This is a genomic window from Mycolicibacterium aromaticivorans JS19b1 = JCM 16368 (genome assembly GCF_000559085.1).
In the GTDB taxonomy this organism is placed as follows: Bacteria; Actinomycetota; Actinomycetes; order Mycobacteriales; family Mycobacteriaceae; genus Mycobacterium; species Mycobacterium aromaticivorans.
Genome location: NZ_JALN02000001.1, coordinates 3,642,114 through 3,668,956 on the forward strand (window position 1 = coordinate 3,642,114; position 26,843 = coordinate 3,668,956).

Consider the following 26,843-nt stretch of genomic DNA (forward strand, 5'->3'; position numbering starts at 1 on the left):
TTCGGCGGCGAATGCGACCCGGGCGTTACGCTCGGCGGCCGCGCGATGAGTTCGGCCGGCTACCGGGGTCTACCTTGGCGACGGTCGGAGAATCCCAGGAGGAATGCGTGCCCCAATTGCTCAGAGTCCACAACTTCATGCTGTCGCGAGACGGTTTCGGCGCGGGCCTCAACCAGTGTTTCGAGCGTCCGTTCGGCGACGCCGATCAGCCCGCGCTCTTCGCCTGGGTGGGTGCGACGGCCAGTTGGGTGGGTCGGCGGGACCCGGGCGGTACCCGCGGCCTCGACGACTACTTCACCCGTGACTACTACAACAACATCGGCGCGGAGATCATGGGCCGCAACAAGTTCAGTCCCTACCGCGGCGCATGGGAGGACCACCCTGAATGGCAGGGCTGGTGGGGCGAGGAGCCGCCGTTCCACACGCCGGTGTTCGTCATGACCCACCACGAGCGGCCGTCGCTGACGTTGGGGGAGACGACGTTTCACTTCGTCTCCGACAGCCCGGCGCGCGTCGCGGAGCAGGCGAAGGCGGCCGCCGGGGGTAAGGACGTGAGGCTCGGCGGGGGTGCGACGACGGTTCGGCAGTTCCTCGACGCCGGCCTGGTCGACACGCTGCACGTGGCGGTCGCCGATGTGACGATCGGCGCCGGATCGCGGCTGTGGGAGTCGCCCGATGAGCTCGAGGACCGGTTCCATCACGAGGTGGTGCCCAGCCCGAGTGGGGTCACCCATCACCTGTTCTGGCGGAGATGACGGCTGTGCACGGCGTCGGTGCGCGCGCCTAGACTCGACCCGTGCTCATTGGTTCCCATGTCCACGGCGATGACCCGCTGGCGGCCGCGGCCGCCGACGGCGCCGAGGCGGTGCAGTTCTTTCTCGGCAATCCGCAGAGCTGGAAGAAGCCCCAACCGCGCGACGATGCCGAGACGCTGAAGGCGTCGCCGGTCCCCCTGTACGTGCATGCGCCGTATCTGATCAACGTGGCGTCGGCCAACAACCGGGTGCGGATCCCGTCGCGCAAGATCCTCCAGGACACCTGCGACGCCGCCGCCGAGATCGACGCGACCGCCGTGATCGTGCACGGGGGTCACGCCGACGACAACGACATGGAGGCCGGCTTCGAGCGTTGGGCCAAGGCGCTGGCGCAGCTGGAGACCAGCGTGCCGGTGTATCTGGAGAACACCGCAGGCGGCGATCACGCGATGGCACGCCACTTCGACACGATCGCCCGGCTGTGGGAGCGCATCGCCGACACCGGCATCGGGTTCTGCCTCGACACCTGCCACGCCTGGGCGGCCGGCGAGGAGCTGATCGATGCCGTCGAGCGGATCAAAGCCATCACCGGGCGCATCGACCTGGTGCACTGCAACGATTCCCGCGATGCCAAAGGGTCCGGCGCTGACCGGCACGCCAATTTCGGTACGGGACAGATCGATCCGCAACTTCTGGTCGCGGTCGTGCAGGCGGCCGACGCGCCGGTGATCTGCGAGACGGCCGACGAGGGCCGCAAGGACGACATCGCCTTTCTGCGGGAACACGTCGGCTAGCCGTGTGGGCTCGTCGAGTCGCGCTGCTGGTCGCGCTGTGTCTGGTGGCGGCCTGCGCACCCGCGACCGGGTTCGCGCCAGGTGTCAGTGCGCACACGATCCAGGTCGGCGGTGTCGACCGCGACTACCGGCTCTACGTTCCCGACGGTCTGCCGAAGTCGGCGCCGCTGGTCGTGATGCTGCACGGGTGGACCGGTAGCGCCGAACAGGCACAGCGGGAATACGGCTGGGACGAGCAGGCCGACTCCACCAAGTTCGTGGTCGCCTATCCAGACGGGGTGGGCGGATCCTGGAACGCCGACGGGTGTTGCGGGCAGGCGAGCAAGGACAAGGTCGACGACGTCGGTTTCATCACCGCCGCAGTCCGCAACATCACCGAGAAACTGGACATCGACAAGACACGCATCTATGCCGCCGGGATCAGCAACGGCGGCATCATGGCGTACAAATTAGCCTGCAACACCGACCTTTTCGCGGCCATCGGGCCGGACGCGGCCACTCAACTCGCTGCCTGCCCGGCGCCGCGCCCGACGTCGGTGCTGCACATCCACGGCACCGACGACCGCCTGGTCCGCTACGACGGGCAACCCGGGACCGCCCTGCCGATCGCGACCATGACGCCGCCCGATGTCAGTGCGTTCTGGCGCAACGTCGATCACTGCGAACCTCCGGCGACGACCGTCGACGGAGATCTCACGACCTCGGTCGCCGGCTGTCCGAGTGGACGCAGCGTCGAGCTGATCACCGTGGCCGGTGGTGAACACGACTGGCCATCGTTCGCCACCGAGCGAATGTGGGACTTCTTCGCCGCGCATCCCCGCGCGAGCGGCTAGGTCAGATAGACCTTTCGCAGCGTCTCGGTCACCGTCCACACGGTCGGGGTGTCCTTGGCCAATCGCACCACGTCGCCGGCACCCAGCGTGAGCGTCGGGCTACCGTCGTCGAATTCGACTGTGGCCGCGCCGGAGAGCACCACGAACAGTTCGTCGGCTTCGACATCGCGCATGACTCCGGGCGTCATCTCCCACACTCCCACTTCCAGGCCGCCGAACGATCCGAGTTCGGCCGTTCCGGTGTGCGGCTCACCGCGCACCGACTGGTCGGCGGGCACCGGTTCGTGTTCGAGCCATTGGGTGGCGGCGTGGATGACGGAGTTCGGCTTCACGCCATCCAGCCTGCCATATTACGAATCTTGTGCGATTGTCGCAGAACTGTAATAGTGGTGTCATGTCGGATACGCATGTCGTCACCAACCAGGTCCCCCCGCTGACGGACCACAACCCGGCCAGCTCGGCGGTCCTGATCGAGGCGCTCATTCGCGAGGGCGGCCAGTGGGGCGTGGACGAGGTCACCGAGCTCGGCGCGCTGGCGGGCAGTGCCCAGGCGCAGCGCTGGGGCGAGCTGGCCGATCGCAACCAGCCGATCCTGCACACCCACGACCGCTACGGCTACCGCGTCGACGAGATCGAGTACGACCCCGCCTATCACGAGCTGATGCGGACGGCGATCGCCCACGGCGTGCACGCCGCGCCGTGGGCCGACGACCGTCCCGGCGCCCATGTGGTCCGCGCGGCGAAGATGGGGGTGTGGACTCCCGAGCCCGGGCACGTCTGCCCGATCTCGATGACCTACGCCGTCGTCCCCGCGCTGCGGCACAACCCCGACCTCGCCGCGATCTACGAGCCGTTGCTGACCAGCAGGCGCTACGACCCCGAACTGAAAGTGCCTGCCACCAAAGTCGGCATCACCGCGGGAATGTCGATGACCGAGAAGCAGGGCGGCTCCGACGTCCGGGCCGGCACCACCCAAGCCGTCCGCAACGGCGACGGCAGCTACACCATCACAGGCCACAAATGGTTCACCTCCGCGGCGATGAGCGACATCTTCCTGGTGTTGGCGCAGGCGCCCGGCGGACTGAGCTGTTTCATGCTGCCGCGGGTACTTCCCGACGGCACCCGCAATCGAATGTTCCTGCAGCGCTTGAAGGACAAGCTCGGCAACCACGCCAACGCCTCCAGCGAGGTGGAGTACGACGGCGCCATCGCCTGGCTGGTCGGCGAGGAAGGCCGCGGTGTTCCCACCATCATCGAGATGGTCAACCTCACCCGGCTGGACTGCACCCTGGGCAGCGCCACCAGCATGCGCAACGGCTTGACCCGCGCGGTGCACCACACCCAGCACCGCAAGGCATTCGGCGCCTATCTGATCGACCAGCCGTTGATGCGCAATGTGATCGCCGACCTCGCCGTGGAGGCCGAGGCGGCCACCATCGTCGCGATGCGGATGGCCGGGGCCACCGATGCCGTCGTCCGCGGGGACGAACGGGAGACCTTGCTACGCCGGATCGGTCTGGCCGCCGCCAAGTACTGGGTGTGCAAACGTGCCACCCCGCATGCCGCCGAGGCGATGGAATGCCTGGGCGGCAACGGCTATGCCGAGGAATCCGGAATGCCGCGGCTGTACCGCGAGGCGCCGCTGATGGGTATCTGGGAAGGGTCGGGCAACGTCAGCGCGCTGGACACGTTGCGCGCCATGGCAACCCGCCCCGAGTGCGTCGGTGTCCTCTTCGATGAACTGGCGACCACCGCCGGGCAGGATGCTCGTCTGGACGCCCATGTCGCCGAATTGCGTTCGGAGCTGGAGGACCTCGACGGCATCGAGTACCGCGCCCGCACGATCGCCGAGGACATCACCGTCGCGCTGCAGGGCTCGCTGCTGGTGCGCCACGGTCATCCGGCGGTTGCCGAGGCCTTCCTGGCCTCCCGAGTCGGCGGCAATTGGGGCGGTGCGTTCGGGACGCTGCCCGCCGGACTCGACCTGGCGCCGATCATCGAACGCTGCCTGGTGAAGGGATGACCGAACTCACGACGATGACCTACGAGGTCACCGATCGGATTGCCCGCATCACCTTCAATCGGCCCGACAAGGGCAACGCGATCGTCGCGGAGACCCCGCTGGAGTTGGCTGCGCTGGTTGAACGGGCCGACCTGGACCCGAACGTCCACGTCATCTTGGTGTCGGGCCGCGGCGAAGGATTCTGCGCGGGTTTCGATCTCGGTGCCTACGCCGACGGCTCGTCGTCGGCCGGCGGCGGAGACCGGCAGGGGACCGTGCTCGACGGTAAGACGCAGGCGGTCAACCACAAGGCCGACCGGCCGTGGGATCCGATGATCGACTATCAGATGATGAGCCGTTTCGTGCGTGGCTTCTCCAGCCTGATGCACGCCGACAAGCCGACGGTGGTGAAGATTCACGGGTATTGCGTGGCGGGCGGCACCGATATCGCGCTGCACGCCGACCAGGTGATCGCCGCCTCCGACGCGAAGATCGGCTATCCGCCGACCCGGGTGTGGGGTGTTCCCGCTGCCGGGCTGTGGGCGCATCGCCTGGGTGATCAACGCGCCAAACGCCTTCTGCTGACCGGGGATTGCATCACCGGCGCGCAGGCCGCCGAGTGGGGACTGGCGGTCGAGGCGCCGGATCCGGCCGACCTCGACGAGCGCACCGAACGGCTCGTCGAGCGCATCGCCGCGGTGCCGGTGAATCAGTTGATCATGGTCAAGCTGGCGATGAACACCGCGCTGTACCAGCAGGGTGTGGCGACGAGTCGGATGGTCAGCACAGTGTTCGACGGGATCGCCCGGCACACCCCGGAGGGGCACGCGTTCGTGGCGGACGCCCGCGAGCACGGCTTCCGGGAGGCGGTCCGCCACCGCGACGAGCCGTTCGGTGACCACGGGCGTGGCGCCTCGGGAGTGTGAGCGTGCCGCAGTCGTTGGCGAAGATGACCGCCCGGTCGGTGGTGCTGAGTGTCTTGCTCGGCGCCCACCCGGCTTGGGCCACGTCGGCCGAATTGCTCCAGCTGACATCGGATTTCGGCATCCGCGAGCAGACCCTGCGGGTGGCGCTGACCCGGATGGTGGCCGCCGGCGATCTGGTGCGTTCCGACGACGGGTATCGACTGTCCGACCGGCTGCTGACCCGCCAGCGCCGCCAGGACGATGCGCTCTATCCGCGCATGCGCGACTGGAACGGCGACTGGGTCACCTTGGTGATCACCGCGGTCGGCATGGATGCCCGGGACCGAGCCGCGTTGCGAAACAGTCTGCAGCTCAAGCGGTTCGGTGAGATCCGGGAGGGAGTCTGGCTACGCCCGGACAACCTCGATGACGAGCTGCCCGCCGAGATCGCTGAGCGGGTGCGGGTACTGCGCGCACGTGACGATGATCCGGCCGAGCTGACCGGTCGGCTGTGGGATCTGGATGGCTGGGCCGACACCGGGCGTCAGCTCCTGGATGACATCGCCGCGGCTGACGACATTCCGGCCAGGTTCCGTGCCGCCGCCGCGATTGTGCGCCACCTACTCACCGATCCGGTGCTGCCGGACGAACTGCTGCCCGCGCGCTGGCCCGGCGCCGCACTGCGGCAGGCCTATGCAGACTTCGCCGCCGAGCTGGTCGCGCGGCGGGATCAGGGCCAACTGGTGGAGGCGACATGACCGATGAACCGAATCCGGTGAGAGTGGAGCGCAACGGAGGAGTCACGACGGTGATACTCGACCGTCCGCAGGCCCGCAATGCCGTCAACGGTCCCACCGCGATGGCCCTGTTCAACGCCTTCGAGGAGTTCGACAATGACGAGTCGGCGTCGGTGGCGGTCCTATGGGGCGACAACGGAACCTTCTGCGCCGGAGCCGATCTCAAGGCCATCGGCACACCTGACACCAACCCGACCCACCGCGATGGGCCGGGCCCGATGGGACCCAGCCGCATGCAGTTGTCCAAACCCGTGATCGCTGCGGTCAGCGGATACGCCGTGGCCGGTGGACTTGAGCTGGCGCTGTGGTGCGACCTACGGGTGGTGGACGAAGACGCCGTGTTCGGTGTGTTCTGCCGCCGGTGGGGGGTACCGCTGATCGACGGGGGCACCGTGCGCCTGCCTCGTCTCATCGGTCACAGCCGCGCGATGGACCTGATCCTGACCGGCCGGGCCGTCGGCGCCGAGGAAGCCCTGGCCATCGGTCTGGCCAATCGGGTGGTGCCGCCGGGTCAGAGCCGCCAGGCAGCTGAGGAATTGGCCGCCGAACTGGCCCAGCTCCCGCAGCTGTGCCTGCGTTCGGACCGGATGTCGGCGCTCAACCAGTGGGGTCAGTCCGAAGCTGACGCCATGGACTTCGAATTCGGCAGCCTGTCGCGGGTGGCCGCCGAGTCCCTCGCCGGTGCGCAGCGGTTCGCCAAGGGGGCCGGCCGGCACGGCGCGAAGGCATAGCCACGACCACCTACGACTTGTTGAGCGTGTTGCCCGAACCCAGGTTGTTCACCTTCGGGTCGCCTTTGTAGGTGATCGTGTTGTTGAGGCCGACGACGGAGAGTTCCTTGTCGATCGTGCCGAAGGTGATCTTGTTGTCCGCGCCGCCGATGTTCACCGACGCGCACGTGCCTTTGACCGTCAACGTGTTGTTGGACCCGCCGACGTTCAGCGACTTGCCGTCGGCGCAGTCGATCTCCGCGGTCGTGCCGAACGAGCCGTAATTGATGGTGTTGCCCACTTCCACCTGTGCTCCCGACTGTCCGGCGGTGGCCGTCGGGGAGGTGGATTGCTTACTGGTGGAACCGCAGCCCGCCAGGGCGATTGCGGCGAGAACGCTGATCCCAGCGATGAGTGTGGGGGAGTGCATCGGCATTCGTCCGTCCTTCACGATTACGCCGGAACGCGGTCGATCCGGTTCGTCATTCCTAACTCGCGGCCGCGGTCGAGGACGAATGGCCCGCCGCTCGTGTGCAGGACCGTCTGGTCCCAGCCCTAGACCGTGATGTCGGTGACGACGTTATCGGCGATCACGGTGTTCGACGACCCCTGCGTGGTGACAGCTCAGCACGATGCCGATGTCGCCACCGGGGATGTGACCGTTCCGGTGATACCCGCCGTCACCGCGCCAACGCAGGTCATGATGAACGCGCCGCCGCGGTGTCCCCAGCTCACCGACATGTCTCACTTTCCACCCAACCCGAGTTGGAGCCTACGTGGCAGCCGGTCGGTCAACTAGAGTTCTCCGTCGATCCACCCAGTGAAGGGCTTGCAATGACATCTCGGCCGGAACCGGAGTCGGCGGCTGCCCGCCCGCGCCCCGGAAGCCGGTCGTCGGCGAGGTCGAACAAGCTCAGCCGCGAGGTCATCGTCAACGCGGCCCTGACCTTCCTCGATCGGGAAGGCTGGGACGGACTCACCATCAACGCACTGGCCACCCAATTGGGCACCAAGGGGCCATCGCTCTACAACCACGTGCACAGCCTGGAAGATCTACGTCGCACGGTCCGGATGCACGTCATCGACGACATCCTGCAGATGCTGTCCACCGTCGGGCAGGGCCGCACCCGCGACGACGCCGTGACCGCGATGGCCAGCGCCTACCGCAGCTACGCGCACCATCACCCCGGCCGCTATTCGGCTTTCACCCGGATGCCGTTGGGCGGTGATGACCCCGAGTTCACGGCGGCCTCGCATGCCGCCGCGGCCCCGGTCATCGAGGTGCTCGCCTCGTACGGCCTGGACGGCGACGACGCGTTTTACGCCTCGCTGGAGTTCTGGGCCGCGCTGCACGGCTTCGTGCTGCTGGAGATGACGGGTGTGATGGACATGGTCGACACCGATGCGGTGTTCTCCGACATGGTCTTGCGACTCGCGGCCGGGATGGCGCGCCGGAACGGAGCGCACGGCTGAGCCCACCTCGGGCACCCGAATATCGGTGGTGTCGGGAACCGACGCCGACATTCACGCGTTGACCTGCGGTAAGGCCCGCCAGAAGCCCCGCGCACCGAGTTTGGAGGGGCGTGCCGCGCCTGGTATCGTGGGAGCTCGTGCCTGGCCGTTAGGGGCGCTTGCGGGGACGCATGCGCGCACGCCGGGCCAATTCGCATGTCCAGTATGCATCGGATTCGACTGGTGCACAGTGTGTGCGACACGCCCGGCAGCGGGGTACGCGGCGGGGTGAAAACAGCAGTACAGAGACTTGAGAAGCGCCGAAAGACGTACGAGAGAAGAAAGCCGGTAGATGCCAACCATTCAGCAGCTGGTCCGCAAGGGTCGCACCGACAAGGTCGCGAAGGTGAAGACCGCGGCCCTCAAGGGCAGCCCGCAGCGCCGCGGCGTGTGCACCCGCGTGTACACGACCACCCCGAAGAAGCCGAACTCGGCACTTCGCAAGGTCGCGCGCGTGAAGCTGACGACCGGCGTCGAGGTGACCGCCTACATCCCCGGTGAGGGCCACAACCTGCAGGAGCACTCGATGGTGCTGGTGCGCGGCGGCCGTGTGAAGGACCTCCCCGGCGTTCGCTACAAGATCATCCGCGGCTCGCTGGACACCCAGGGTGTCAAGAACCGCAAGCAGGCCCGTAGCCGTTACGGCGCGAAGAAGGAGAAGAGCTAATGCCGCGCAAGGGTCCCGCGCCGAAGCGCCCGTTGGTCAATGACCCGGTCTACGGCTCGCAGCTGGTCACCCAGCTGGTCAACAAAGTCCTGCTGGACGGGAAGAAATCGCTGGCAGAACGCATTGTTTATGGTGCGCTCGAGCAGGCTCGTGACAAGACCGGCACCGATCCGGTCATCACCCTGAAGCGCGCTCTCGACAACGTCAAGCCCGCGCTTGAGGTGCGTAGCCGTCGCGTCGGTGGCGCTACCTATCAGGTGCCCGTCGAGGTACGCCCGGAACGCTCCACCACGCTGGCCCTGCGCTGGTTGGTGAGCTTCTCCAAGGCGCGCCGCGAGAAGACCATGATTGAGCGTCTGGCCAACGAGATCCTCGACGCCAGCAATGGCCTGGGTGCAGCCGTGAAGCGGCGCGAAGACACCCACAAGATGGCCGAGGCGAACCGGGCCTTCGCGCACTACCGCTGGTGATTGCACTGCCGGCGGCCACAGCGTGGCGGCTGCCGTCGCATGACCACACCAAATTGAGAAGCGAAAGAGTGGGAATTTAGCCGTGGCACAGGACGTGCTCACCGACCTGAACAAGGTCCGCAACATCGGCATCATGGCGCACATCGATGCCGGCAAGACGACAACGACCGAGCGCATCCTCTTCTACACCGGTATCTCGTACAAGATCGGTGAGGTGCACGACGGTGCCGCCACGATGGACTGGATGGAGCAGGAGCAGGAGCGGGGTATCACCATCACCTCGGCCGCTACCACCTGCTTCTGGAACGACAACCAGATCAACATCATCGACACCCCGGGCCACGTCGACTTCACCGTCGAGGTGGAGCGCTCGCTGCGCGTGCTCGACGGTGCCGTCGCCGTCTTCGACGGCAAGGAAGGTGTCGAGCCGCAGTCCGAGCAGGTCTGGCGTCAGGCCGACAAGTACGACGTCCCGCGCATCTGCTTCGTCAACAAGATGGACAAGCTGGGCGCCGACTTCTACTTCTCTGTGCAGACCATGAAGGATCGCCTCGGCGCGAACGTCGTCCCGATCCAGCTGCCGATCGGCTCTGAAGGCGACTTCGAGGGCGTCGTCGACCTGGTCGAGATGAAGGCCAAGGTCTGGCGCGGTGAGACGAAGCTCGGCGAGAAGTACGACGTCGTCGACATCCCGGCGGATCTGCAGGAGAAGGCCGAGGAATATCGCACCGCGATGATCGAGGCCATCGCCGAAACCGATGACGACCTCATGGAGAAGTACCTGGGCGGCGAGGAACTCACCGTCGAAGAGATCAAGGGTGGTCTGCGCAAGCTGACCGTCACCAGCGCCGGCTACCCGGTGTTGTGCGGGTCCGCGTTCAAGAACAAGGGCGTGCAGCCCATGCTCGACGCGGTCATCGACTACCTCCCGACCCCGCTGGACGTCGCGGCCGCCGAAGGCCACGTCCCGGGCAAGGAAGACGAGATCATCTCGCGCAAGCCGTCGGCAGACGAGCCGTTCGCCGGGCTGGCGTTCAAGGTCGCCACGCACCCGTTCTTCGGCAAGCTGACCTACGTCCGGGTGTACTCGGGCAAGGTCGACTCCGGCGCGCAGGTCATCAACTCGACCAAGGGCAAGAAGGAGCGGCTGGGCAAGCTGTTCCAGATGCACTCCAACAAGGAGAACCCGGTCGAGTCGGCGTCCGCAGGCCACATCTACGCGGTGATCGGCCTCAAGGACACCACCACCGGTGACACCCTGAGTGATCCGAACAACCAGATCGTGCTGGAGTCGATGACATTCCCCGATCCCGTGATCGAGGTCGCCATCGAGCCCAAGACCAAGAGCGACCAGGAGAAGCTGAGCCTCTCCATCCAGAAGCTCGCCGAAGAGGATCCCACCTTCAAGGTGCACCTGGATCAGGAGACCGGCCAGACCGTCATCGGCGGTATGGGCGAGCTGCACCTGGACATCCTGGTGGACCGCATGCGCCGCGAGTTCAAGGTCGAGGCCAACGTCGGCAAGCCGCAGGTGGCCTACAAGGAAACCATCAAGCGCGCCGCCACCAACGTCGAGTTCACGCACAAGAAGCAGACCGGCGGTTCGGGGCAGTTCGCGAAGGTCCTCATCAACCTCGAGCCGTTCACCGGCGAGGATGGTGCGACCTACGAGTTCGAGAACAAGGTCACCGGTGGCCGCATCCCGCGTGAGTACATCCCCTCGGTGGATGCCGGTGCGCAGGACGCCATGCAGTACGGCGTGCTGGCCGGCTACCCGCTGGTCAACGTGAAGGTCGTGCTGCTCGACGGTGCGTACCACGACGTCGACTCGTCGGAAATGGCCTTCAAGATCGCCGGCTCCCAGGTGCTGAAGAAGGCTGCCGCCATGGCGCAGCCGGTGATCCTGGAACCGATCATGGCCGTCGAGGTCACCACCCCAGAGGACTACATGGGTGACGTGATCGGCGACCTGAACTCCCGCCGTGGTCAGATCCAGGCCATGGAGGAGCGCAGCGGTGCGCGCGTCGTCAAGGCGCAGGTTCCGCTGTCGGAGATGTTCGGCTACGTCGGCGACCTCCGGTCGAAGACGCAGGGCCGGGCTAACTACTCCATGGTGTTCGACTCGTACGCCGAAGTTCCGGCGAACGTGTCGAAGGAGATCATCGCGAAGGCGACGGGTCAGTGAACGAAGTGAACGGCTCCATCGGGACCGTCCAGTAATCCTGGCCCGCCGACTTGGCGGACCACAACTGAAAACATCAAAACTGCTTTAGCAAGCACCAACAAGTCCAGGAGGACACAGAAGTGGCGAAGGCGAAGTTCGAGCGGACGAAGCCGCACGTCAACATCGGGACCATCGGTCACGTTGACCACGGCAAGACCACGCTGACTGCAGCAATCACCAAGGTTCTGCACGACAAGTACCCGGAGTTGAACGAATCGCGCGCATTCGACCAGATCGACAATGCGCCCGAGGAGCGTCAGCGCGGTATCACCATCAACATCTCCCACGTGGAGTACCAGACCGAGAAGCGTCACTACGCGCACGTCGACGCCCCCGGTCACGCTGACTACATCAAGAACATGATCACCGGTGCCGCCCAGATGGACGGCGCGATCCTGGTGGTCGCCGCCACCGACGGTCCCATGCCGCAGACCCGCGAGCACGTGCTGCTCGCCCGCCAGGTCGGCGTCCCCTACATCCTGGTGGCGCTGAACAAGGCCGACATGGTCGACGACGAGGAGCTCCTGGAGCTCGTCGAGCTGGAGGTCCGCGAACTGCTGGCCGCCCAGGAATTCGACGAGGAAGCTCCGGTCATCAAGGTGTCCGCACTCAAGGCCCTCGAGGGTGACCCGCAGTGGGTCAAGAGCGTCGAGGATCTGATGGACGCCGTCGACGAGTCGATCCCGGACCCGGTCCGCGACACCGACAAGCCGTTCCTCATGCCCGTCGAGGACGTCTTCACGATCACCGGCCGCGGCACCGTGGTCACCGGTCGTGTCGAGCGTGGCGTGATCAACGTGAACGAGGAAGTCGAGATCGTCGGCATCAAGCCGACCGTCACCAAGACCACGGTCACCGGTGTGGAGATGTTCCGCAAGCTGCTCGACCAGGGCCAGGCCGGCGACAATGTCGGTCTGCTGGTTCGTGGCGTCAAGCGCGAGGACGTCGAGCGCGGCCAGGTCGTCGTGAAGCCCGGCACCACCACCCCGCACACCGAGTTCGAGGGCAGCGTCTACATCCTGTCCAAGGACGAGGGCGGCCGGCACACGCCGTTCTTCAACAACTACCGCCCGCAGTTCTACTTCCGCACCACGGACGTGACCGGCGTGGTGACCCTCCCCGAGGGCACCGAGATGGTGATGCCCGGTGACAACACCGACATCTCCGTCAAGCTGATCCAGCCCGTGGCCATGGACGAGGGCCTGCGGTTCGCGATCCGTGAAGGTGGCCGCACCGTCGGCGCCGGCCGGGTCACCAAGATCATCAAGTGATCTTCGTTCGGCGACCGATGCAGGGCGCAGCCCTGAGGAGGAGCCGGACAAGTTAGGCACAGCAGTTCCGCGAAGCGGCGCTCACCTTCGGGTGGGCGCCGCTTTCGTTTGTCCGAAACCGGTGTTGCACCGGTGGTAGGCTTCGGCATCCACAACGGGGTGGGGCCATGGACGACGACGATTATCAGCAGCCGGCATACCCGCCGTCGGTCTTGTTCGGCGGCGCGGCGCTGCTGGCTGTGCTCGGTGGAATCGTCGCGTCGGTGCTGATGGTGAGCGCGGCGAGCGTCGACATCCACCGTTCACACCCGACGCCCGGTGGCCAACCGGCCGCCTACCCGGCGTCCCCGGCTCCCGTCCGGCCTTCGGCGCCGGCAGAGCCCGCGGGTCAGAACAGTCTCGACGCGTTCGTCAGCCGATTGGCACCCCAATTACCGGGCCTGGACCAGCTACTGCAAAGCCCCTGAACAGAGCTGTCGGAAGCATCGTCGCAGACTGCAACAAGTGGTCCCAACCGGGTGTCGCGGAGTTAGTCTGATCGCGACATTGCTGGCCGAGAAGGGGTGTGCCAAATGTTCGGGCGGTATATCAAAGCGCAATTGACCGTACTGCTGTTCGGCGGCCTCGTCGGCCCGATCTTCCTGATCGTCTACTTCGCCCTCGGACCGTTCGCGCGGCCGTACATCGGCTGGATGTTCTGGGTGGGCCTGTTGATCACGGCGGGTGACGTGCTCGCCGCCCTGTGGCTGACCAATGCCGGGATGAAGTCGGCGGCCAAGCATGACGAGCTGAACCAGCGCGGTGTCCTGGTGCTGGCGCAGATCACCGGCATCTCGGATACCTCGTGGTTCGTCAACGACCAACAGATGATCAAGGTGAACCTCCACTTCGAGGTGCCCGGCTATCCGGGTTTCGACACGCAGGAAACCATGGCGTCGAGCCCCACCCGCATGCAGATCCTCAACGCCCACAAGTTGGTCGCGCTCGTCGAGCCAGGCACCCTGAAATACGAAATCGATTGGAATGCCAGCGCTTTGATCGCCGGCGTGGTGCCAGCTCAGTTCACGTTTGCCGAGGACAACAAGACCTACGACCTGCGGGGGCAGGCCGGCCCGCTGATGGACATCATGCAGATCCTGCGCGCCAACGGCGTGCCGATGAACGGCACCATCGACATCCGATCCAATCCTGCTGTGCGCCAGCAGGTGATGGCCGTCGTCCGGCGGGCGGCCACCGGGCAGCCGGGGGCCGGCGCCCCGCCGCAGGGCACGCAGCCCGCCGCCACCCCGCCGCCGATGCCGGAAGTGTCGACCGCGCAACGCCTTCAGGAGCTCGAGACGCTGAGGGCGACCGGTTCCATCACCGAGGCCGAATACAGCGCCAAACGGCAGCAGATCCTGGCCGACCTCTAGCTGAAGGTCGTTGCATGACCTGCCCGATCATCCGCGACCCGGTCGCGTACCGAGTTGACTCGGACCCTGCATTCCGGTCACCGGCCGGTATTTAGAACACGTTCCAGTTCTCTTGCTAGCCTGGCGTGAGCTGACTGAAAGGACCATTGATGACAACATCGTCGGGGACGCTCGAGGGGCGAGTGGCGTTCGTCACCGGTGCCGCGCGAGGCCAGGGCCGCGCCCACGCTGTACGGCTGGCACGCGAAGGCGCCGACGTGATCGTCTCCGACATCTGCGCCTCGGTCAGTGACACCATTCCCTATCCTGGAACGACCCCTGAGGACCTCAACGAGACGGTCCGGTTGGTGGAGGCCGAGGGCCGCAAGGTCCTGGGACGCGAAGTCGACGTCCGCGACGACGCCGCGGTACGCCAGCTGGTGGCCGACGGCGTCGAACAGTTCGGCAGGCTCGACATCCTGGTCGCCAACGCCGGTGTGCTGTCCTGGGGCCGGTTATGGGAGTTGACCGACGAACAGTGGAACACCGTCATCGACACCAACCTCACCGGGACCTGGCGCACGTTACGTGCCGTCGTCCCGGCGATGATCGAGGCCGGCAACGGCGGCTCGATCATCGTGGTGAGTTCGTCGGCAGGGGTGAAGGCCACCCCGGGCAACAGCCACTACGCCGCGTCGAAGCACGGGCTGACCGCCCTGACGAACTCGCTCGCGTTGGAAGCCGGCGAGTACGGCATCCGGGTCAACTCCATTCACCCGTATTCGGTGGCCACCCCGATGACCGAAAACGACGCCATGCTGGGAGTTTTCGGCGCTCACCCGAGCTATCTGCACGGCTTCGCCCCGATGCCCTACCTTCCGGTGGGCCAGAACGCGACCGGCAAACGGTCCGACTTCATGAACGTCGACGAGGTCGCCGACGTAGTGGTGTGGCTGGCCGGTGACCAATCCGCCACCCTGTCGGGTTCGCAGATCAGTGTCGACCGCGGTGTGATGAAGTACTAGCCTGCCTGCGCCAGCACACTTGCGAACTGCCCAACCGCCCAATCGATCTCCTCGGCGGTGATCACCAGCGGGGGAGCGAACCGCAACGTCGACCCATGAGTGTCCTTGACCAACACTCCGCGTTCGGCGAGGGCCAGGCTGAGTCGCTTGCCTGTCCCGAGGTGTTCGTCGATGTCGACGCCGGCCCACAGTCCCATGCCGCGGACCGCGAGCACCCCGTGGCCGATCAACGATCGCAACCGGGCATGCAGGTGCAGGCCGAGTTCGGCTGAGCGGGATTGGAATTCACCGCGCCGCAGGATGCCGACCACGGTGGAACCGATCGCCGCGGCCAGCGGATTGCCGCCGAACGTCGATCCGTGCTCACCGGGATGAAGGACCCCGAGGATGTCGCGGTCGGCCACCACCGCGGACAGCGGAACCACGCCGCCGCCGAGTGCCTTGCCGAGCAGATAGACATCGGGCACCACACCCCAATGGTCACAGGCGAAGGTGTGGCCGGTGCGGGCCAGGCCGGACTGGATCTCGTCGGCGATCAGCAGGACATTGCGCCTGCTGCACAGTGCGCGCAACCGGGGCAGATAGTCGTCGGGCGGGACGATGATCCCGGCCTCGCCCTGAATCGGCTCGATGAGCACGGCGACGGTGTGGTCGTCGATCGCCGCTTCGACCGCATCGGCGTCGCCGAACGGCACCGACCGGAAGCCGGGGGTGAACGGGCCGAAGCCGCCGCGGGCGGTGTCATCGGAGGAGAAGCTGACGATGCTGATCGTGCGTCCGTGGAAGTTGTTGTCCGCGACTACGACATTCGCCACACCGGCGGGGACACCCTTGACGTCGGTGCCCCACTTGCGCGCGATCTTGAGGCCACTTTCCACTGCCTCGGCGCCGCTGTTCATCGGCAGCACCATGTCCTTGCCGCACAGCCCGGCCAGCGTGGCGCAGAACGGGCCGAGCTGATCGGAGTGGAAGGCCCGGCTCACCAACGTCACGGCGTCGAGCTGGCGGTGGGCGGTGGCGACGATCTCGTCGTTGTGATGGCCGAAGTTCACCGCCGAATACGCCGCGAGACAGTCCAGGTAGCGGCGGCCCTCGACGTCGGTGATCCACGCGCCGCGGGCATGGGAGGCCACCACCGGAAGTGGCGAATAGTTGTGCGCGGCATAGGCGTTGTCCAGTGCGATTGCTTCGGCGGTGGCGCCGGTGACGGTGTCGGCCATGGTCATGAAAACACCTCCAGCGTGCAGCATTTCACCGAACCGCCGCCCTTCAGCAGCTCGGAGAGGTCGACACCGATCGGGTGGAAGCCGGCCCGGTGGAGTTGTTCGGCGAAGCCGGTGGCCTGCGCGGGGTACACCACGTGCTTACCGTCGGACACCGCGTTGAGCCCCAGCACATAGGCATCGGCACTCGCCACTTCGATGGCATCGGGAAAGAGCCGGCGCAACTGGGCTCGGGCGTCGTCGGTGAACGCCGACGGGTAGTAGGCGATCGTCGTGTCGTCGAGCACCGTCAAGGCGGTATCGAGATGGTAGAACCGAGGATCGACGAGTTCCAGCGAGATCACCGGCATGCCGGTCAGCGTGCCCACCTCGGCGTGCGCGTGCAGATGCGTGCGAAATCCGGTGCCTGCCAGAATCATTGATCCGACGACCAGCAGGTCGCCCTGGCCCTCGTTGACATGGCGGGTGGCTACCGGATCATGCCCGTGCTGGCCCATCCAGGCGGCATATGCCACCGACTCACCGTGCCGCTCCGCATGTTTGAAGCGGGCGACGATGGCGGTCCCGTTGATGATCAGTCCGGCGTTGGCGGCGTACACCATGTCCGGAAGGCCCGGTACCGGCTCGACGAGGTCCACGGTGTGGCCGAGCCGGCGATACGTGTGGCGCAGATGTTCCCACTGGGCGAGTGCCAACTCGACGTCGACGGGCGTGCTGGTGTCCATCCACGGGTTGATGGCGTACTCGACGGTGAAGTACGTCGGTGGGGTCATGGCGTAGTGGCGGAGTCGCTGGCTGCGCGGTGTCCTCGTCGACCCGACGGCGACATCGGGGGATATCGTCATGAATTAACCATAGAAGTGCATTTTGACGCAATCAATCGATAAATATTGCGCGTCTATGAACGATCTATTGCGTCACCGCTAACATTGCGGTGATCTGTTGTGTGCGGGCGAAGGGGCTGCCGAATGGACCGGTTGGACGACACCGACGAGCGGATCCTCGCCGAGCTCGCCGAGCACGCCCGAGCCACCTTCGCCGAGATCGGGGAACGGGTGAACCTGTCGGCTCCAGCGGTGAAGCGGCGGGTCGACCGGATGCTCGACGCCGGGGTGATCCGCGGGTTCACCACGGTCATCGATCGCAGCGCCGTGGGCTGGAACACCGAGGCCTACGTGCAGGTGTATTGCCACGGCACGATCGCGCCAGATCGGTTGCGCGCGGCCTGGATTGACATTCCCGAGATCATCAGTGCCGCCACCGTGACGGGAACGTCGGACGCCATCCTGCATGTGCTCGCTCGCGATATGCGACACCTGGAGGCGGCGCTGGAACGCATCAGGTCGAGCGCCGACATCGAACGGAGCGAGAGCATCGTGGTGTTGTCCAACCTGATTGACCGGTCACCCGCCTAACTGGTCGGTTGGCGCAGGCTGGCGAGCACTTGGCGACGGCGATCGTGTAAGAACACCACGTGAGCACGAGCGAAAACGGCATCCTCATCGTCGGTGGCGGCCTGGCCGCCACCCGCACCGCTGAGCAATTGCGCAAGTCGGAGTACACCGGCCCGGTCACCATCGTCAGCGACGAGGTGCATCTGCCGTATGACCGCCCGCCGCTGTCGAAGGACGTGCTGCACGCCGACCTCGACGATGTCGCACTCAAGCCCGCCGAGTTCTACGCCGAGAACGACATCACCCTGCGGTTGGGCAGCGCGGTCACGTCGCTGGACACCGCCGCCCGGACCGTGACCCTCGCCGACGGCTCGGTGCTGGGGTACGACGAGCTGGTCATCGCCACCGGCCTGGTGCCCAAGCGCATCCCGTCGTTCCCCGATCTCGACGGCATCCGGGTCCTGCGGTCGCTCGACGATGCGCTGGCGCTGCGCGCCCATGCCGGGTCCGCACGGCAGGCGGTGATCATCGGCGCCGGTTTCATCGGCTGCGAGGTCGCGGCGAGCCTGCGCAAACTCGGCGTCGAGGTGGCGTTGGTCGAGCCGCAGCCGGCTCCGCTGGCCTCGGTGCTCGGCGAGCAGGTCGGAAACCTGGTGACCCGCCTGCACCGGGCCGAAGGAGTCGATGTGCGCCCCGGCATCGGCGTGGCCGAGGTGCGTGGCGAGAACGGCCATGTGACCGCAGTCGTGTTGTCCGACGGCAGCGAGCTGCCCGCCGACCTCGTCGTGGTGGGCATCGGCTCGCGCCCGGCCACCGACTGGCTGGAGGGCAGCGGCCTGGCTGTCGACAACGGTGTGGTGTGCGACGAGGCCGGTCGCACCAGTGCTGCCGGTGTGTGGGCGCTCGGTGACGTCGCGTCCTGGCGCGACGCCGCCGGACATCAAGCCCGCGTTGAACATTGGAGCAATGTGGCCGAGCAGGCCCGGGTCATCGTGCCGTCGATGCTGGGGCAGGAGGCCCCGTCGGTGATCGTGGTGCCCTACTTCTGGAGCGACCAGTACGACGTGAAGATCCAGTGCCTCGGAGAGCCGGAGGCCACGGACACGGTGCACATCGTCGAGGACGACGGCCGCAAATTCCTGGCCTTCTACGAGCGCGACGGCGTGGTGGCCGGGGTGGTCGGCGGCGGTATGCCGGGCAAGGTCATGAAGACCCGCGCCAAGATCGCATCAGGCGCCCCGATCGCCGACGTCCTGCCCGCGTCCTAGAACTCGCCGAGGTAGAACCGCCCACCCTGGTCGTCGGTGCACTCCGCCATCAGCCCGTACGGCTGAGGGGCTGGTTCGGTGAGTACCGACCCGCCTGCCTCGCGCACTCGGTCGACGGCCGCGTCGATATCGGACACCGTCCACATCGGCACTGTGCTCGGCGTGTGCGAGCCGCCGGCAGCGCCGGACATCGGGTGCGCGTTCTGCACCGCCCAGCCGTCGTCGACCCGACCGCGTCCGAACGTCCATCCCAGTACCCGGCCGTAGAACTCGCGGAAGGCCGCCGAGTCGCCTGCCTCGTAGGTGACGTAGGACAGCTCGCCGGGGCCCGCGCCGTTGAGCAGCGGTCGACGTTGACCCGGCTGCGGTCGATAGATCGCGAACGCGGCGCCCTGGTTGTCGTCGGCCTCCAGCAGAGTGCCGACCACCGATTCGCGCGACGCGCCCACCCGCCCGCCGGAGGCGATGATCGCGGCGCGCGCCTCATCCACGTCGTCCACCGCGTAGCAGCAGAACAGCGTGGTGCGCGCGGACGGCGAGAAGTCAATAGCCTCAATGGTATTGGTCACCCGACCGGATGGGTCGCACTCCCACCCCAGCACGTGGGAGTAGAAGGCGGCCGCGCGGGCGATGTCCGGGCTGTGCACCGACACGTAGCCGATGTCGCCGTGCCGGATCGGCTCGCGCACCGGTCCGCTGAGCATCCACCGATGGCCGAAGGGGTCGCGGATGGTGGCGGTGCGCGCGCCGTGTCCTTCGTAGGGTTCGCGTTGTACCTCGGCGCCCTGGGCCCTGGCGCGGGACAGGGCGGCGTCGGTGTCAGCGACGTCCACCATCAGGCTCACCGAATTGACGCCGCTCGCCGGCGCCTGCAGTCCGAGGTCGGCGAACTCGTCGGCCAGGTACAGAACGCCGCCGCTCATCGCCAATTCGGCATGGCCGATGCGTCCGTCGCCCATCACGATCGGATCGCCGATCAATTCCGCACCGAAGGCGTCGCGATACCAGTCGATCGCGGCACGGGCGTCGGCCACCGTCAGGTATGGCAGCGCGGCGGGGCGGGGGTTCCCGGGCTGGTTCGCCTGCTCGTTCAATTCGGCAACTGCTGCCGCGGTGCCGCTCATGGTGACTCCTCGGGTGTTCGCGGGTAAGGACAAGGCAGACTCCAGCCGCGCCCGCAACTCGGCCGCAAAAGACGGATCCGGTTGCACGGGAAGGTCTTCGGTGGTCAAGACGCGCAAGGGATCGGTCATGAGACACCTCCTTCCGGGTAGAGCTTCCTGAAGGCGCGCCGGGCGCGGACCAGTAACGCCTCGGTGGCGTGCACGCTGCGTCCGATCAACTCCGCGCACTCCGGAACCGAGCAGTCGTCCATGTAGCGCAGTGCGAGCACCACCCGGTGAGGTTCGGGGAGTCGTGCGAGCACGCTCTCGGCGACGATCCGGTCCAGTTGGGCGTCCCAGTCGTCGGCCGCTTCGCCCTCGGGCACGTCGGCGACGGCCACCGTGGGGCGGGCTGAACGACGCCGGTAGTGATCGGCCAGTTTGTGCCGAGCCACCCCGAGTAGCCACGGGACCGCCAGCGGCGGTGGCGCGGCCCGCCGGGCGGCATCCATCGCCGCGAGGAACGTCTCCGACGTGAGATCCTCGGCGGTGGCCTGATCGCCGCACCGGCGGACGAAGTAGCCGTAGACGACCGGAAGCGCGTCGTCGTAGAGCTCTAGCAGCCGGTACGGAGCATCGGGAGGTTCCGGATCCGCACTCACATCGTTATCGTCGTCGCGCAGGCCCGAACTCCGACGGGTCCGGCGCAACTTTTTTATGACACGCGGGGGTCAGCGCCCGTCGAGGTCGTCGAGTCCGTGCGCGACGACGTCGAAGGCATCGCCGATCGCCTGCGGCAGCGAGACGGCCTCGTTGGCCAGCCAGTACTCGTAGGCCGACAGGGCGACCCCGAGCATCAGCCAGGCGACCGACTGGGGAACCAGGTCGCCGGGCTTGCCGCCGGTTCGTGCGGACACGAAATCCGCGACCACGCCCCGCCAGCCGGCGTACATGGTCATCGAATGCGCCTGCAGTTCGGCAGTCTCCAGGATCACCCGCATCCGTTGTCGGTGCCGTTCGGTCTCCGAGGGGTCAAAAGTGTTGAATGCCAACAATGCCGACCGCAGCGCCGGGCTGATCGCCTCGGTGTCGGCGACCCGGTCGAACAGGTCGCGGAAGTGCTGCAGGTGGGCGTCGAAGTCACCCCAGGGGATCGCGTTCTTCGACGGGTAGTACCGGAACAGGGTGCGCCGGGCGATACCCGATGCCGCCGCCACGTCGTCGACGCTGACCGAGCCGAACCCGTAATTGGCGAACAGGTCGAGGGCGACGTCGGTGATGTGGTCCTGCGTGGTGGACCTGCGCCGCCCCACCCGGGCGCTCGGAGAACCCCCAGAACCAGTCGTCATCGACCCGCCCTTTCTTTTCGGCACTCGATGCCATATTCTTGCGATCTCGATCACAATTGTCGAGAACCTGGGCCGACGAAAGGGTGCTTTTCATGGAGCCGAGCCAAGCAACCGAAACCGAAACCGAACTCGTGACCGAGACGCTGGTCGAAGAGGTTTCCATCGACGGGATGTGCGGGGTCTACTGACCGTGCCCGCCCACGCTGTGGGCGATCCGGCTGTGGCCGGGTCGGCCTTCGACCCGGCACTCAGCTGGCGCCTGCATCCGCAGGTGGCCGTGCGACCGGAACCCTTCGGCGCATTGCTGTACCACTTCGGCACCCGGAAGCTGTCGTTCCTGAAGAACCGCACCATCTTGGCCGTCGTGAATTCACTGCCCGAGCACCCCGACGCGCGCTCCGCCTTGCGAGCCGCGGGAGTGGACGAGTCCGCCGAGGCGCCGTACCTGCATGCGTTGAGCGTGCTGGTGACCTCGAACATGTTGACCTGCAAGGATTCCCAATGACTTCGGTAGCACCGGTACCCCGGCTGATCGAGCAGTTCGAGCGCGGTCTCGACGCCCCGATCTGCCTGACTTGGGAGTTGACGTACGCCTGCAACCTGGCGTGCGTGCACTGCCTGTCGTCGTCCGGCAAGCGCGACCCCCGCGAGCTGTCCACTCGCCAGTGCATGGACATCATCGACGAGCTCGAGCGCATGCAGGTCTTCTACGTCAACATCGGTGGCGGCGAACCCACTGTGCGCCCGGACTTCTGGGAGCTGGTGGACTACGCCACCGAGCACCACGTCGGGGTCAAGTTCTCCACCAACGGCGTGCGCATCACCCCCGAGGTGGCCGCGCGATTGGCCGCGAGCGACTACGTCGACGTGCAGATCTCCCTCGACGGCGCCACCGCGGACGTCAACGACGCCGTGCGCGGACCCGGCTCGTTCGAGATGGCCACCCGGGCGCTGGAGAACCTGGCCGCCGCCGGGTTCACAGACGCCAAGATCTCCGTGGTGGTCACCCGCCACAACGTCGACCAGCTCGATGAATTCAAAGCTCTCGCTGACCGCTACGGCGCGACCTTGCGCATCACGCGGCTGCGCCCTTCCGGGCGTGGTGCCGACGTGTGGGACGAACTGCACCCCACCCCCGAGCAGCAGGTGACGCTCTACAACTGGCTGGTCGCCAAGGGCGAGGGAGTGCTGACCGGAGACTCGTTCTTCCACCTGTCCGGCCTTGGCGCACCCGGTGCGCTGTCAGGTTTGAACATGTGCGGCGCGGGCCGGGTGGTCTGCCTGATCGACCCGGTCGGCGATGTCTACGCCTGCCCGTTCGCGATCCACGACCGCTTCCTGGCCGGGAACGTGGTGCGCGATAACGGTTTCGACAACGTGTGGAAGAACGCCCCGCTGTTCCGCGAACTGCGCGAGCCGCAGTCGGCCGGTGCCTGCGGCAGCTGCGGGCACTACGACGCGTGCCGGGGCGGCTGCATGGCCGCGAAGTTCTTCACCGGGCTGCCGCTGGACGGTCCCGACCCGGAGTGCGTCGAGGGCTACGGGGTGCCAGCCCTGGCGACCGAGCGGGACAAGCCCCGCCCCAGCGCCGACCACTCCCGGGGCAAGCCGATCCTGCTGACCCTGTCCACCCGGCCGCCGGCCAAGCCCTGCAACGAAAGTCCGATCTAGTCATGGCACGCGACACCTGGTTCGAAACCGTCGCCATCGCGCAGCAGCGCGCCAAGAAGCGTCTCCCCAAGTCTGCGTACGGCGCACTCATCGGTGGCAGTGAGAAGGGCCTCACGGTCAACGGCAACAACGAGGCCTTCAACGAGCTCGGCTTCGCCCCGCATGTCATCGGCGCTCTTGAAAAGCGGGACATGGCAACGACGGTGATGGGCCAAGAGGTTTCGGTGCCCGTGCTGATCTCACCGACCGGGGTGCAGGCCGTGCACCCTGACGGGGAAGTGGCCGTCGCCCGCGCCGCCGCGGGCCGGGGCACCGCGATGGGCCTGTCATCGTTTGCCAGCAAGCCGATCGAAGAAGTCGTCGCGGCGAACCCGAAGACGTTCTTTCAGATCTACTGGCTGGGCGACCGGGATGCCATCGCCGCCCGCGCCGAGCGCGCCCGGGCCGCCGGGGCCGTCGGGCTCATCGTGACCACCGACTGGAGCTTCAGCCACGGGCGGGACTGGGGCAGCCCCAAGATCCCGGAAAAGATGGACCTCAAGACCATGATCAAGATGAGTCCCGAGGTTCTGACCAAGCCGAGCTGGTTCTACCAGTGGGCCAAGACTCTGCGCCCACCCGCCCTGTCGGTGCCGAACCAGGCAGGCCGGGGTGAGGCCGGTCCGGCGTTCTTCGACGCCTACGGCCAGTGGATGGGCACGCCCCCGCCCACCTGGGACGACATCGCCTGGCTGCGCGAGCTGTGGGGCGGACCGTTCATGCTCAAGGGTGTCATGCGGATCGATGACGCCAAACGCGCTGTGGACGCTGGCGTTTCGGCGATCTCGGTGTCCAACCACGGTGGCAACAACCTGGACGGCACCCCGGCGTCGATCCGGGCGCTGCCGGCCATCGCGGACGCGGTCGGCGACCAGGTCGAGGTGCTGCTGGACGGCGGTGTCCGCCGGGGCAGCGACGTCGTCAAGGCGTTGGCGCTTGGCGCCCGCGCGGTCATGATCGGCCGTGCCTACCTCTGGGGTCTGGCCGCCAACGGTCAGGCGGGTGTGGAGAACGTCCTCGACATCCTGACCGGTGGCATCGACTCGGCTCTGCGCGGGCTGGGGAAGGCGTCGGTTCACGACCTGACGGCCGAGGACATCTTGGTGCCGGACGGCTTCATCCGGGCGCTCGGAGTGCCCGGTGGCGGGACGCACTGAACCCGCCATAACCTAGCCTCTGGTGCTGGCGTGACTGACGGGACGACGGTGACGGCCCCTGGTGGGCGCCACCGTCCCGATTGCGAAAGAAATCCGTCTTCTCCTCGAACAATTGGCGCACAGCAGGTGAATTCGGCCTACCATCGGCGCGTGGCTTTCCGGAGCGAGCTGGGCAACTCGACATCGAGTCAGCTTCGCGATATCTCGCCAACGATCTTGATCCCGGTCGGTTCGACCGAGCAGCACGGCCCGCACCTGCCGCTCGATACCGACACCCGCATCGCCGCCGCGGTGGCCCGGGCCGCTACCGAGGACCTCAACGGTTCCGGCCATGATCAGTTTCTGCTCGCGCCCGCGATCGCCTATGGTGCGTCCGGCGAGCACGAGGGCTTTGCCGGGACGGTGTCGATCGGCACCGCGGCGCTGACGACCGTGCTGGTCGAGTACGGCCGTTCGGCGTGTGGTTGGGCGCGACGGCTCGTCTTCGTCAACGGTCACGGCGGCAATGTAGAAGCCATGCGCTCGGCGGTGCGTCTGCTGCGCGCCGAGGGCCGTGACGCGGCCTGGTGCGCGTGTGTCGCCGAGGGCGGAGATGCCCACGCCGGTCATACGGAAACATCTGTATTGCTACATATTTCGCCGGCGGACGTCCGTACCGACTCCTGGTGTAGCGGGAACAGGGCTCCACTGGCTACCCTTTTGCCGCAGATGCGTCTCGGGGGGGTGGCCGCGGTGAGTGAGGTGGGGGTGCTTGGTGACCCGACGACGGCGACTCGGGTCGACGGTGAGCGCATCTTCACGCAGATGGTCGCCAATTGTTCGCAACGCGTCGGCCGGTGGCGACCGGCCGACGACGGGATGCTGATATGACCCAGCCGCGGTTGCCCGACGGCTTCGCGGTACAGGTCGATCGTCGGGTGCGCACACTCGCCGAGGGCTCGGCCCTGCTCGGTGGTTCTCCGACCCGGTTACTGCGCCTGGCGCCGGCGGCCCAGACCTTGCTGGACGGCGGCCGCCTCGAGGTGCGCGACGCGGTGAGCGCCCAGTTGGCCCGCACCCTGCTCGACGCCACCGTCGCCCACCCCCGCCCCGCGGGCGGTCCATCGCACCGTGACGTCACCGTGGTGATTCCGGTGCGTAACAACCCCTTTGGGCTTTATCGGTTGATCATGTCTCTGCGTGGAATGCGGGTGGTGGTCGTCGACGACGGTTCTGAGATGCAGGTTCAGCCCGACGATTTCGCGGGCGCGCGCTGCGACGTCGAGGTGGTGCGGCACGCGCGCAGCAAGGGGCCGGCGGCTGCTCGTAACACCGGGCTTGCTGCTTGCACAACAGATTTCGTTGCCTTCCTGGACTCCGATGTCGTGCCGCGCCGCGGCTGGCTCGAGGCGCTGCTGGGTCACTTCTGCGATCCCGCGGTGGCGCTGGTGGCCCCGCGCATCGTCGGGCTCGGGCACAGCGATCAACTGGTCGCCCGCTACGAGGCGGTGCGCTCGTCACTGGACCTCGGTGAGCGTGAGGCTCCGGTGATGCCCTATGGCCGGGTGTCCTACGTTCCCAGCGCGGCGATCATCTGTCGGCGTTCGGCACTGCTCGAGGTTGGAGGTTTCGACGAGACCCTGCGCTCGGGTGAAGATGTCGACCTGTGCTGGCGGTTGATCGAGTCGGGCTCCCGGCTGCGCTACGAACCGATCGCGTTGGTCGCCCACGAGCACCGCACTCAGATGCGAGATTGGCTGGGCCGCAAGGCGTTCTATGGTAGCTCGGCGGCTCCGCTGTCGATCCGGCACCCGGACAAGATGGCCCCCGTGGTGATCTCGGCGTGGAGCCTGTTGGTCTGGTTACTGATGGCTCTGGGCTCGGTGGGCGGCTATCTGGCCTCACTGGTGTTCGCTGGGGTGACCACCCGGCGCACCGCGAAGGCAATGCAGAACACCGACGCGGGCATGTCCGACGTGGTGGTCCTGGCTCTGCGCGGTATCGGCGCCGCGGCACTTCAGCTGTCGGCAGCGGTCTGCCGGCACTACTGGCCGCTGGCGTTGGTGGCGGCCCTGCTCTCCCAGCGGTGCAGGCAGGCGATCCTAGTGGCGGCGGTGCTCGACGGGGTGCAGGACTGGATCACCCGCAACCGCAGCACCGATGTCGAGGGCAAGCCGATCGGCCTGTTCGCCTACCTCCTGCTCAAGCGCCTCGACGATCTGGCCTACGGTGCCGGACTGTGGACGGGTGTCATCCGCGAGCGCACGCTGCGGCCACTGAAGCCGCAGATCAAAACCTGACTTG

General features: G+C 66.8%; 31 protein-coding genes and 1 pseudogene. 24 read left to right on the plus strand and 8 right to left on the minus strand.

Features of this window, described 5'->3' with window-relative positions:
- The first annotated feature begins 107 nt into the window (after window positions 1-107).
- From Y900_RS17420 to Y900_RS17430, 3 genes are read left to right on the plus strand one after another with little or no spacing between them, the layout of a single operon-like run.
- Complete coding sequence (locus Y900_RS17420) at window positions 108-755, plus strand: dihydrofolate reductase family protein (protein ID WP_036343451.1); 648 nt, start codon at window positions 108-110, stop codon at window positions 753-755.
- A gap of 41 nt (window positions 756-796) precedes the next feature.
- Complete coding sequence (locus Y900_RS17425) at window positions 797-1,549, plus strand: deoxyribonuclease IV (RefSeq protein ID WP_036343453.1); 753 nt, start codon at window positions 797-799, stop codon at window positions 1,547-1,549.
- 2 nt (window positions 1,550-1,551) lie between these two features.
- Window positions 1,552-2,382 carry a CE1 family esterase gene (locus tag Y900_RS17430; protein WP_036343454.1) on the plus strand — a complete coding sequence of 277 codons (831 nt, stop codon included), beginning with the start codon at window positions 1,552-1,554 and terminating at the stop codon, window positions 2,380-2,382.
- Here Y900_RS17430 and Y900_RS17435 read toward each other — a convergent pair.
- The gene (locus Y900_RS17435; RefSeq protein WP_036343456.1) at window positions 2,379-2,714 is read right to left on the minus strand and encodes a cupin domain-containing protein; all 336 of its coding nucleotides are present in this window, start codon (window positions 2,712-2,714) and stop codon (window positions 2,379-2,381) included. The genes Y900_RS17430 and Y900_RS17435 overlap by 4 nt on opposite strands.
- A 62-nt stretch (window positions 2,715-2,776) precedes the next feature.
- Here Y900_RS17435 and Y900_RS17440 point away from each other — a divergent pair, with 62 nt between their 5' ends.
- Genes Y900_RS17440 through Y900_RS17455 form a run of 4 tightly spaced genes read left to right on the plus strand, consistent with a single transcriptional unit; the run spans window position 2,777 to window position 6,817 of the window.
- Window positions 2,777-4,405 carry an acyl-CoA dehydrogenase family protein gene (locus tag Y900_RS17440; protein WP_036343458.1) on the plus strand — a complete coding sequence of 543 codons (1,629 nt, stop codon included), beginning with the start codon at window positions 2,777-2,779 and terminating at the stop codon, window positions 4,403-4,405.
- Window positions 4,402-5,310 carry a crotonase/enoyl-CoA hydratase family protein gene (locus Y900_RS17445; protein ID WP_036343460.1) on the plus strand — a complete coding sequence of 303 codons (909 nt, stop codon included), beginning with the start codon at window positions 4,402-4,404 and terminating at the stop codon, window positions 5,308-5,310. Before Y900_RS17440 ends, Y900_RS17445 begins: the two co-directional genes overlap by 4 nt.
- Before the next feature lie 23 nt (window positions 5,311-5,333).
- Entirely contained in the window at window positions 5,334-6,047 is a 714-nt protein-coding gene (locus Y900_RS17450; protein ID WP_036347114.1) for a PaaX family transcriptional regulator C-terminal domain-containing protein, read from the plus strand.
- Window positions 6,044-6,817, plus strand: coding sequence for a crotonase/enoyl-CoA hydratase family protein (locus Y900_RS17455; protein WP_036343463.1), 774 nt, complete (start codon window positions 6,044-6,046; stop codon window positions 6,815-6,817). The genes Y900_RS17450 and Y900_RS17455 overlap by 4 nt, the downstream gene beginning before the upstream one ends.
- A 10-nt stretch (window positions 6,818-6,827) precedes the next feature.
- On the opposite strand, the gene Y900_RS17460 is transcribed toward Y900_RS17455, so the two are convergent.
- Window positions 6,828-7,226: a DUF3060 domain-containing protein gene (locus Y900_RS17460; RefSeq protein WP_081845331.1), complete on the minus strand. Its 399-nt coding sequence runs from the start codon at window positions 7,224-7,226 to the stop codon at window positions 6,828-6,830.
- Between the two features lie 23 nt (window positions 7,227-7,249).
- Window positions 7,250-7,420 (minus strand): annotated as a pseudogene (locus Y900_RS33090) (DUF3060 domain-containing protein); the annotation flags it as partial.
- On the opposite strand from Y900_RS33090, the gene Y900_RS32435 reads away from it, so the two are divergent.
- The 9 genes from Y900_RS32435 to Y900_RS17505 all read left to right on the plus strand — a co-directional run bounded on the left by Y900_RS32435 (window position 7,368) and on the right by Y900_RS17505 (window position 15,356).
- A complete protein-coding gene (locus tag Y900_RS32435) occupies window positions 7,368-7,595 on the plus strand; it encodes a hypothetical protein (protein ID WP_157838259.1) in 228 nt (75 codons plus the stop codon). The pseudogene Y900_RS33090 and the gene Y900_RS32435 overlap by 53 nt on opposite strands.
- Window positions 7,596-7,630: 35 nt before the next feature.
- Entirely contained in the window at window positions 7,631-8,269 is a 639-nt protein-coding gene (locus Y900_RS17470; protein ID WP_036343467.1) for a TetR/AcrR family transcriptional regulator, read from the plus strand.
- Between the two features lie 331 nt (window positions 8,270-8,600).
- Complete coding sequence (gene rpsL, locus Y900_RS17475) at window positions 8,601-8,975, plus strand: 30S ribosomal protein S12 (protein WP_036343468.1); 375 nt, start codon at window positions 8,601-8,603, stop codon at window positions 8,973-8,975.
- Complete coding sequence (rpsG, locus tag Y900_RS17480) at window positions 8,975-9,445, plus strand: 30S ribosomal protein S7 (RefSeq protein ID WP_036343469.1); 471 nt, start codon at window positions 8,975-8,977, stop codon at window positions 9,443-9,445. Before rpsL ends, rpsG begins: the two co-directional genes overlap by 1 nt.
- Before the next feature lie 82 nt (window positions 9,446-9,527).
- Window positions 9,528-11,630, plus strand: coding sequence for an elongation factor G (gene fusA, locus Y900_RS17485; RefSeq protein WP_036343470.1), 2,103 nt, complete (start codon window positions 9,528-9,530; stop codon window positions 11,628-11,630).
- Window positions 11,631-11,749: 119 nt separating this feature from the next.
- Window positions 11,750-12,940 (plus strand): elongation factor Tu, encoded by a 1,191-nt coding sequence (gene tuf, locus Y900_RS17490; protein ID WP_036343471.1) that lies wholly within the window; start codon window positions 11,750-11,752, stop codon window positions 12,938-12,940.
- A 167-nt stretch (window positions 12,941-13,107) separates the two neighbouring features.
- Entirely contained in the window at window positions 13,108-13,407 is a 300-nt protein-coding gene (locus Y900_RS17495; RefSeq protein WP_036343472.1) for a hypothetical protein, read from the plus strand.
- A 105-nt stretch (window positions 13,408-13,512) separates the two neighbouring features.
- Window positions 13,513-14,352, plus strand: a complete 840-nt coding sequence (locus Y900_RS17500; RefSeq protein ID WP_036343474.1) for an SHOCT domain-containing protein — start codon at window positions 13,513-13,515, stop codon at window positions 14,350-14,352.
- 149 nt (window positions 14,353-14,501) lie between these two features.
- Window positions 14,502-15,356, plus strand: coding sequence for a mycofactocin-coupled SDR family oxidoreductase (locus Y900_RS17505; RefSeq protein WP_036343475.1), 855 nt, complete (start codon window positions 14,502-14,504; stop codon window positions 15,354-15,356).
- On the opposite strand, the gene rocD is transcribed toward Y900_RS17505, so the two are convergent.
- Window positions 15,353-16,582: an ornithine--oxo-acid transaminase gene (rocD, locus tag Y900_RS17510; RefSeq protein ID WP_036343477.1), complete on the minus strand. Its 1,230-nt coding sequence runs from the start codon at window positions 16,580-16,582 to the stop codon at window positions 15,353-15,355. The two genes, Y900_RS17505 and rocD, sit on opposite strands and share 4 nt — an antisense overlap.
- Entirely contained in the window at window positions 16,579-17,424 is an 846-nt protein-coding gene (ddaH, locus tag Y900_RS17515; RefSeq protein WP_051660121.1) for a dimethylargininase, read from the minus strand. The genes rocD and ddaH overlap by 4 nt, the downstream gene beginning before the upstream one ends.
- A 123-nt stretch (window positions 17,425-17,547) precedes the next feature.
- Between ddaH and Y900_RS17520 the strand changes: the two genes are divergently transcribed.
- Entirely contained in the window at window positions 17,548-17,994 is a 447-nt protein-coding gene (locus tag Y900_RS17520) for an Rv2324 family transcriptional regulator (protein WP_036343479.1), read from the plus strand.
- A gap of 59 nt (window positions 17,995-18,053) precedes the next feature.
- On the plus strand, window positions 18,054-19,241 hold the full coding sequence (locus Y900_RS17525) for an NAD(P)/FAD-dependent oxidoreductase (protein ID WP_036343480.1): 1,188 nt from the start codon (window positions 18,054-18,056) through the stop codon (window positions 19,239-19,241).
- Here the strand turns inward: Y900_RS17525 and Y900_RS17530 are convergent.
- From Y900_RS17530 to mftR, 3 genes are all read right to left on the minus strand, one after another.
- A complete protein-coding gene (locus tag Y900_RS17530; RefSeq protein WP_036343481.1) occupies window positions 19,238-20,494 on the minus strand; it encodes a VOC family protein in 1,257 nt (418 codons plus the stop codon). The genes Y900_RS17525 and Y900_RS17530 overlap by 4 nt on opposite strands.
- Window positions 20,491-21,006 (minus strand): RNA polymerase sigma factor, encoded by a 516-nt coding sequence (locus Y900_RS17535; protein WP_036343482.1) that lies wholly within the window; start codon window positions 21,004-21,006, stop codon window positions 20,491-20,493. The genes Y900_RS17530 and Y900_RS17535 overlap by 4 nt, the downstream gene beginning before the upstream one ends.
- 69 nt (window positions 21,007-21,075) lie before the next feature.
- Window positions 21,076-21,693, minus strand: a complete 618-nt coding sequence (gene mftR, locus Y900_RS17540) for a mycofactocin system transcriptional regulator MftR (protein WP_036343485.1) — start codon at window positions 21,691-21,693, stop codon at window positions 21,076-21,078.
- Window positions 21,694-21,785: 92 nt separating this feature from the next.
- On the opposite strand from mftR, the gene mftA reads away from it, so the two are divergent.
- From mftA to mftF, 6 genes are all read left to right on the plus strand, one after another.
- Window positions 21,786-21,881, plus strand: a complete 96-nt coding sequence (mftA, locus tag Y900_RS31000) for a mycofactocin precursor MftA (protein ID WP_071947491.1) — start codon at window positions 21,786-21,788, stop codon at window positions 21,879-21,881.
- Between the two features lie 2 nt (window positions 21,882-21,883).
- On the plus strand, window positions 21,884-22,198 hold the full coding sequence (gene mftB, locus Y900_RS17550) for a mycofactocin biosynthesis chaperone MftB (RefSeq protein WP_420329774.1): 315 nt from the start codon (window positions 21,884-21,886) through the stop codon (window positions 22,196-22,198).
- Window positions 22,195-23,364 (plus strand): mycofactocin radical SAM maturase, encoded by a 1,170-nt coding sequence (gene mftC / locus Y900_RS17555; protein ID WP_036343488.1) that lies wholly within the window; start codon window positions 22,195-22,197, stop codon window positions 23,362-23,364. The genes mftB and mftC overlap by 4 nt, the downstream gene beginning before the upstream one ends.
- 2 nt (window positions 23,365-23,366) lie before the next feature.
- Window positions 23,367-24,560 carry a pre-mycofactocin synthase MftD gene (gene mftD, locus Y900_RS17560; protein ID WP_036343490.1) on the plus strand — a complete coding sequence of 398 codons (1,194 nt, stop codon included), beginning with the start codon at window positions 23,367-23,369 and terminating at the stop codon, window positions 24,558-24,560.
- A gap of 126 nt (window positions 24,561-24,686) precedes the next feature.
- On the plus strand, window positions 24,687-25,430 hold the full coding sequence (gene mftE / locus Y900_RS17565) for a mycofactocin biosynthesis peptidyl-dipeptidase MftE (protein WP_036343492.1): 744 nt from the start codon (window positions 24,687-24,689) through the stop codon (window positions 25,428-25,430).
- The gene (mftF, locus tag Y900_RS17570; protein ID WP_036343494.1) at window positions 25,427-26,839 is read left to right on the plus strand and encodes a mycofactocin biosynthesis glycosyltransferase MftF; all 1,413 of its coding nucleotides are present in this window, start codon (window positions 25,427-25,429) and stop codon (window positions 26,837-26,839) included. The genes mftE and mftF overlap by 4 nt, the downstream gene beginning before the upstream one ends.
- Window positions 26,840-26,843 lie beyond the last annotated feature (4 nt).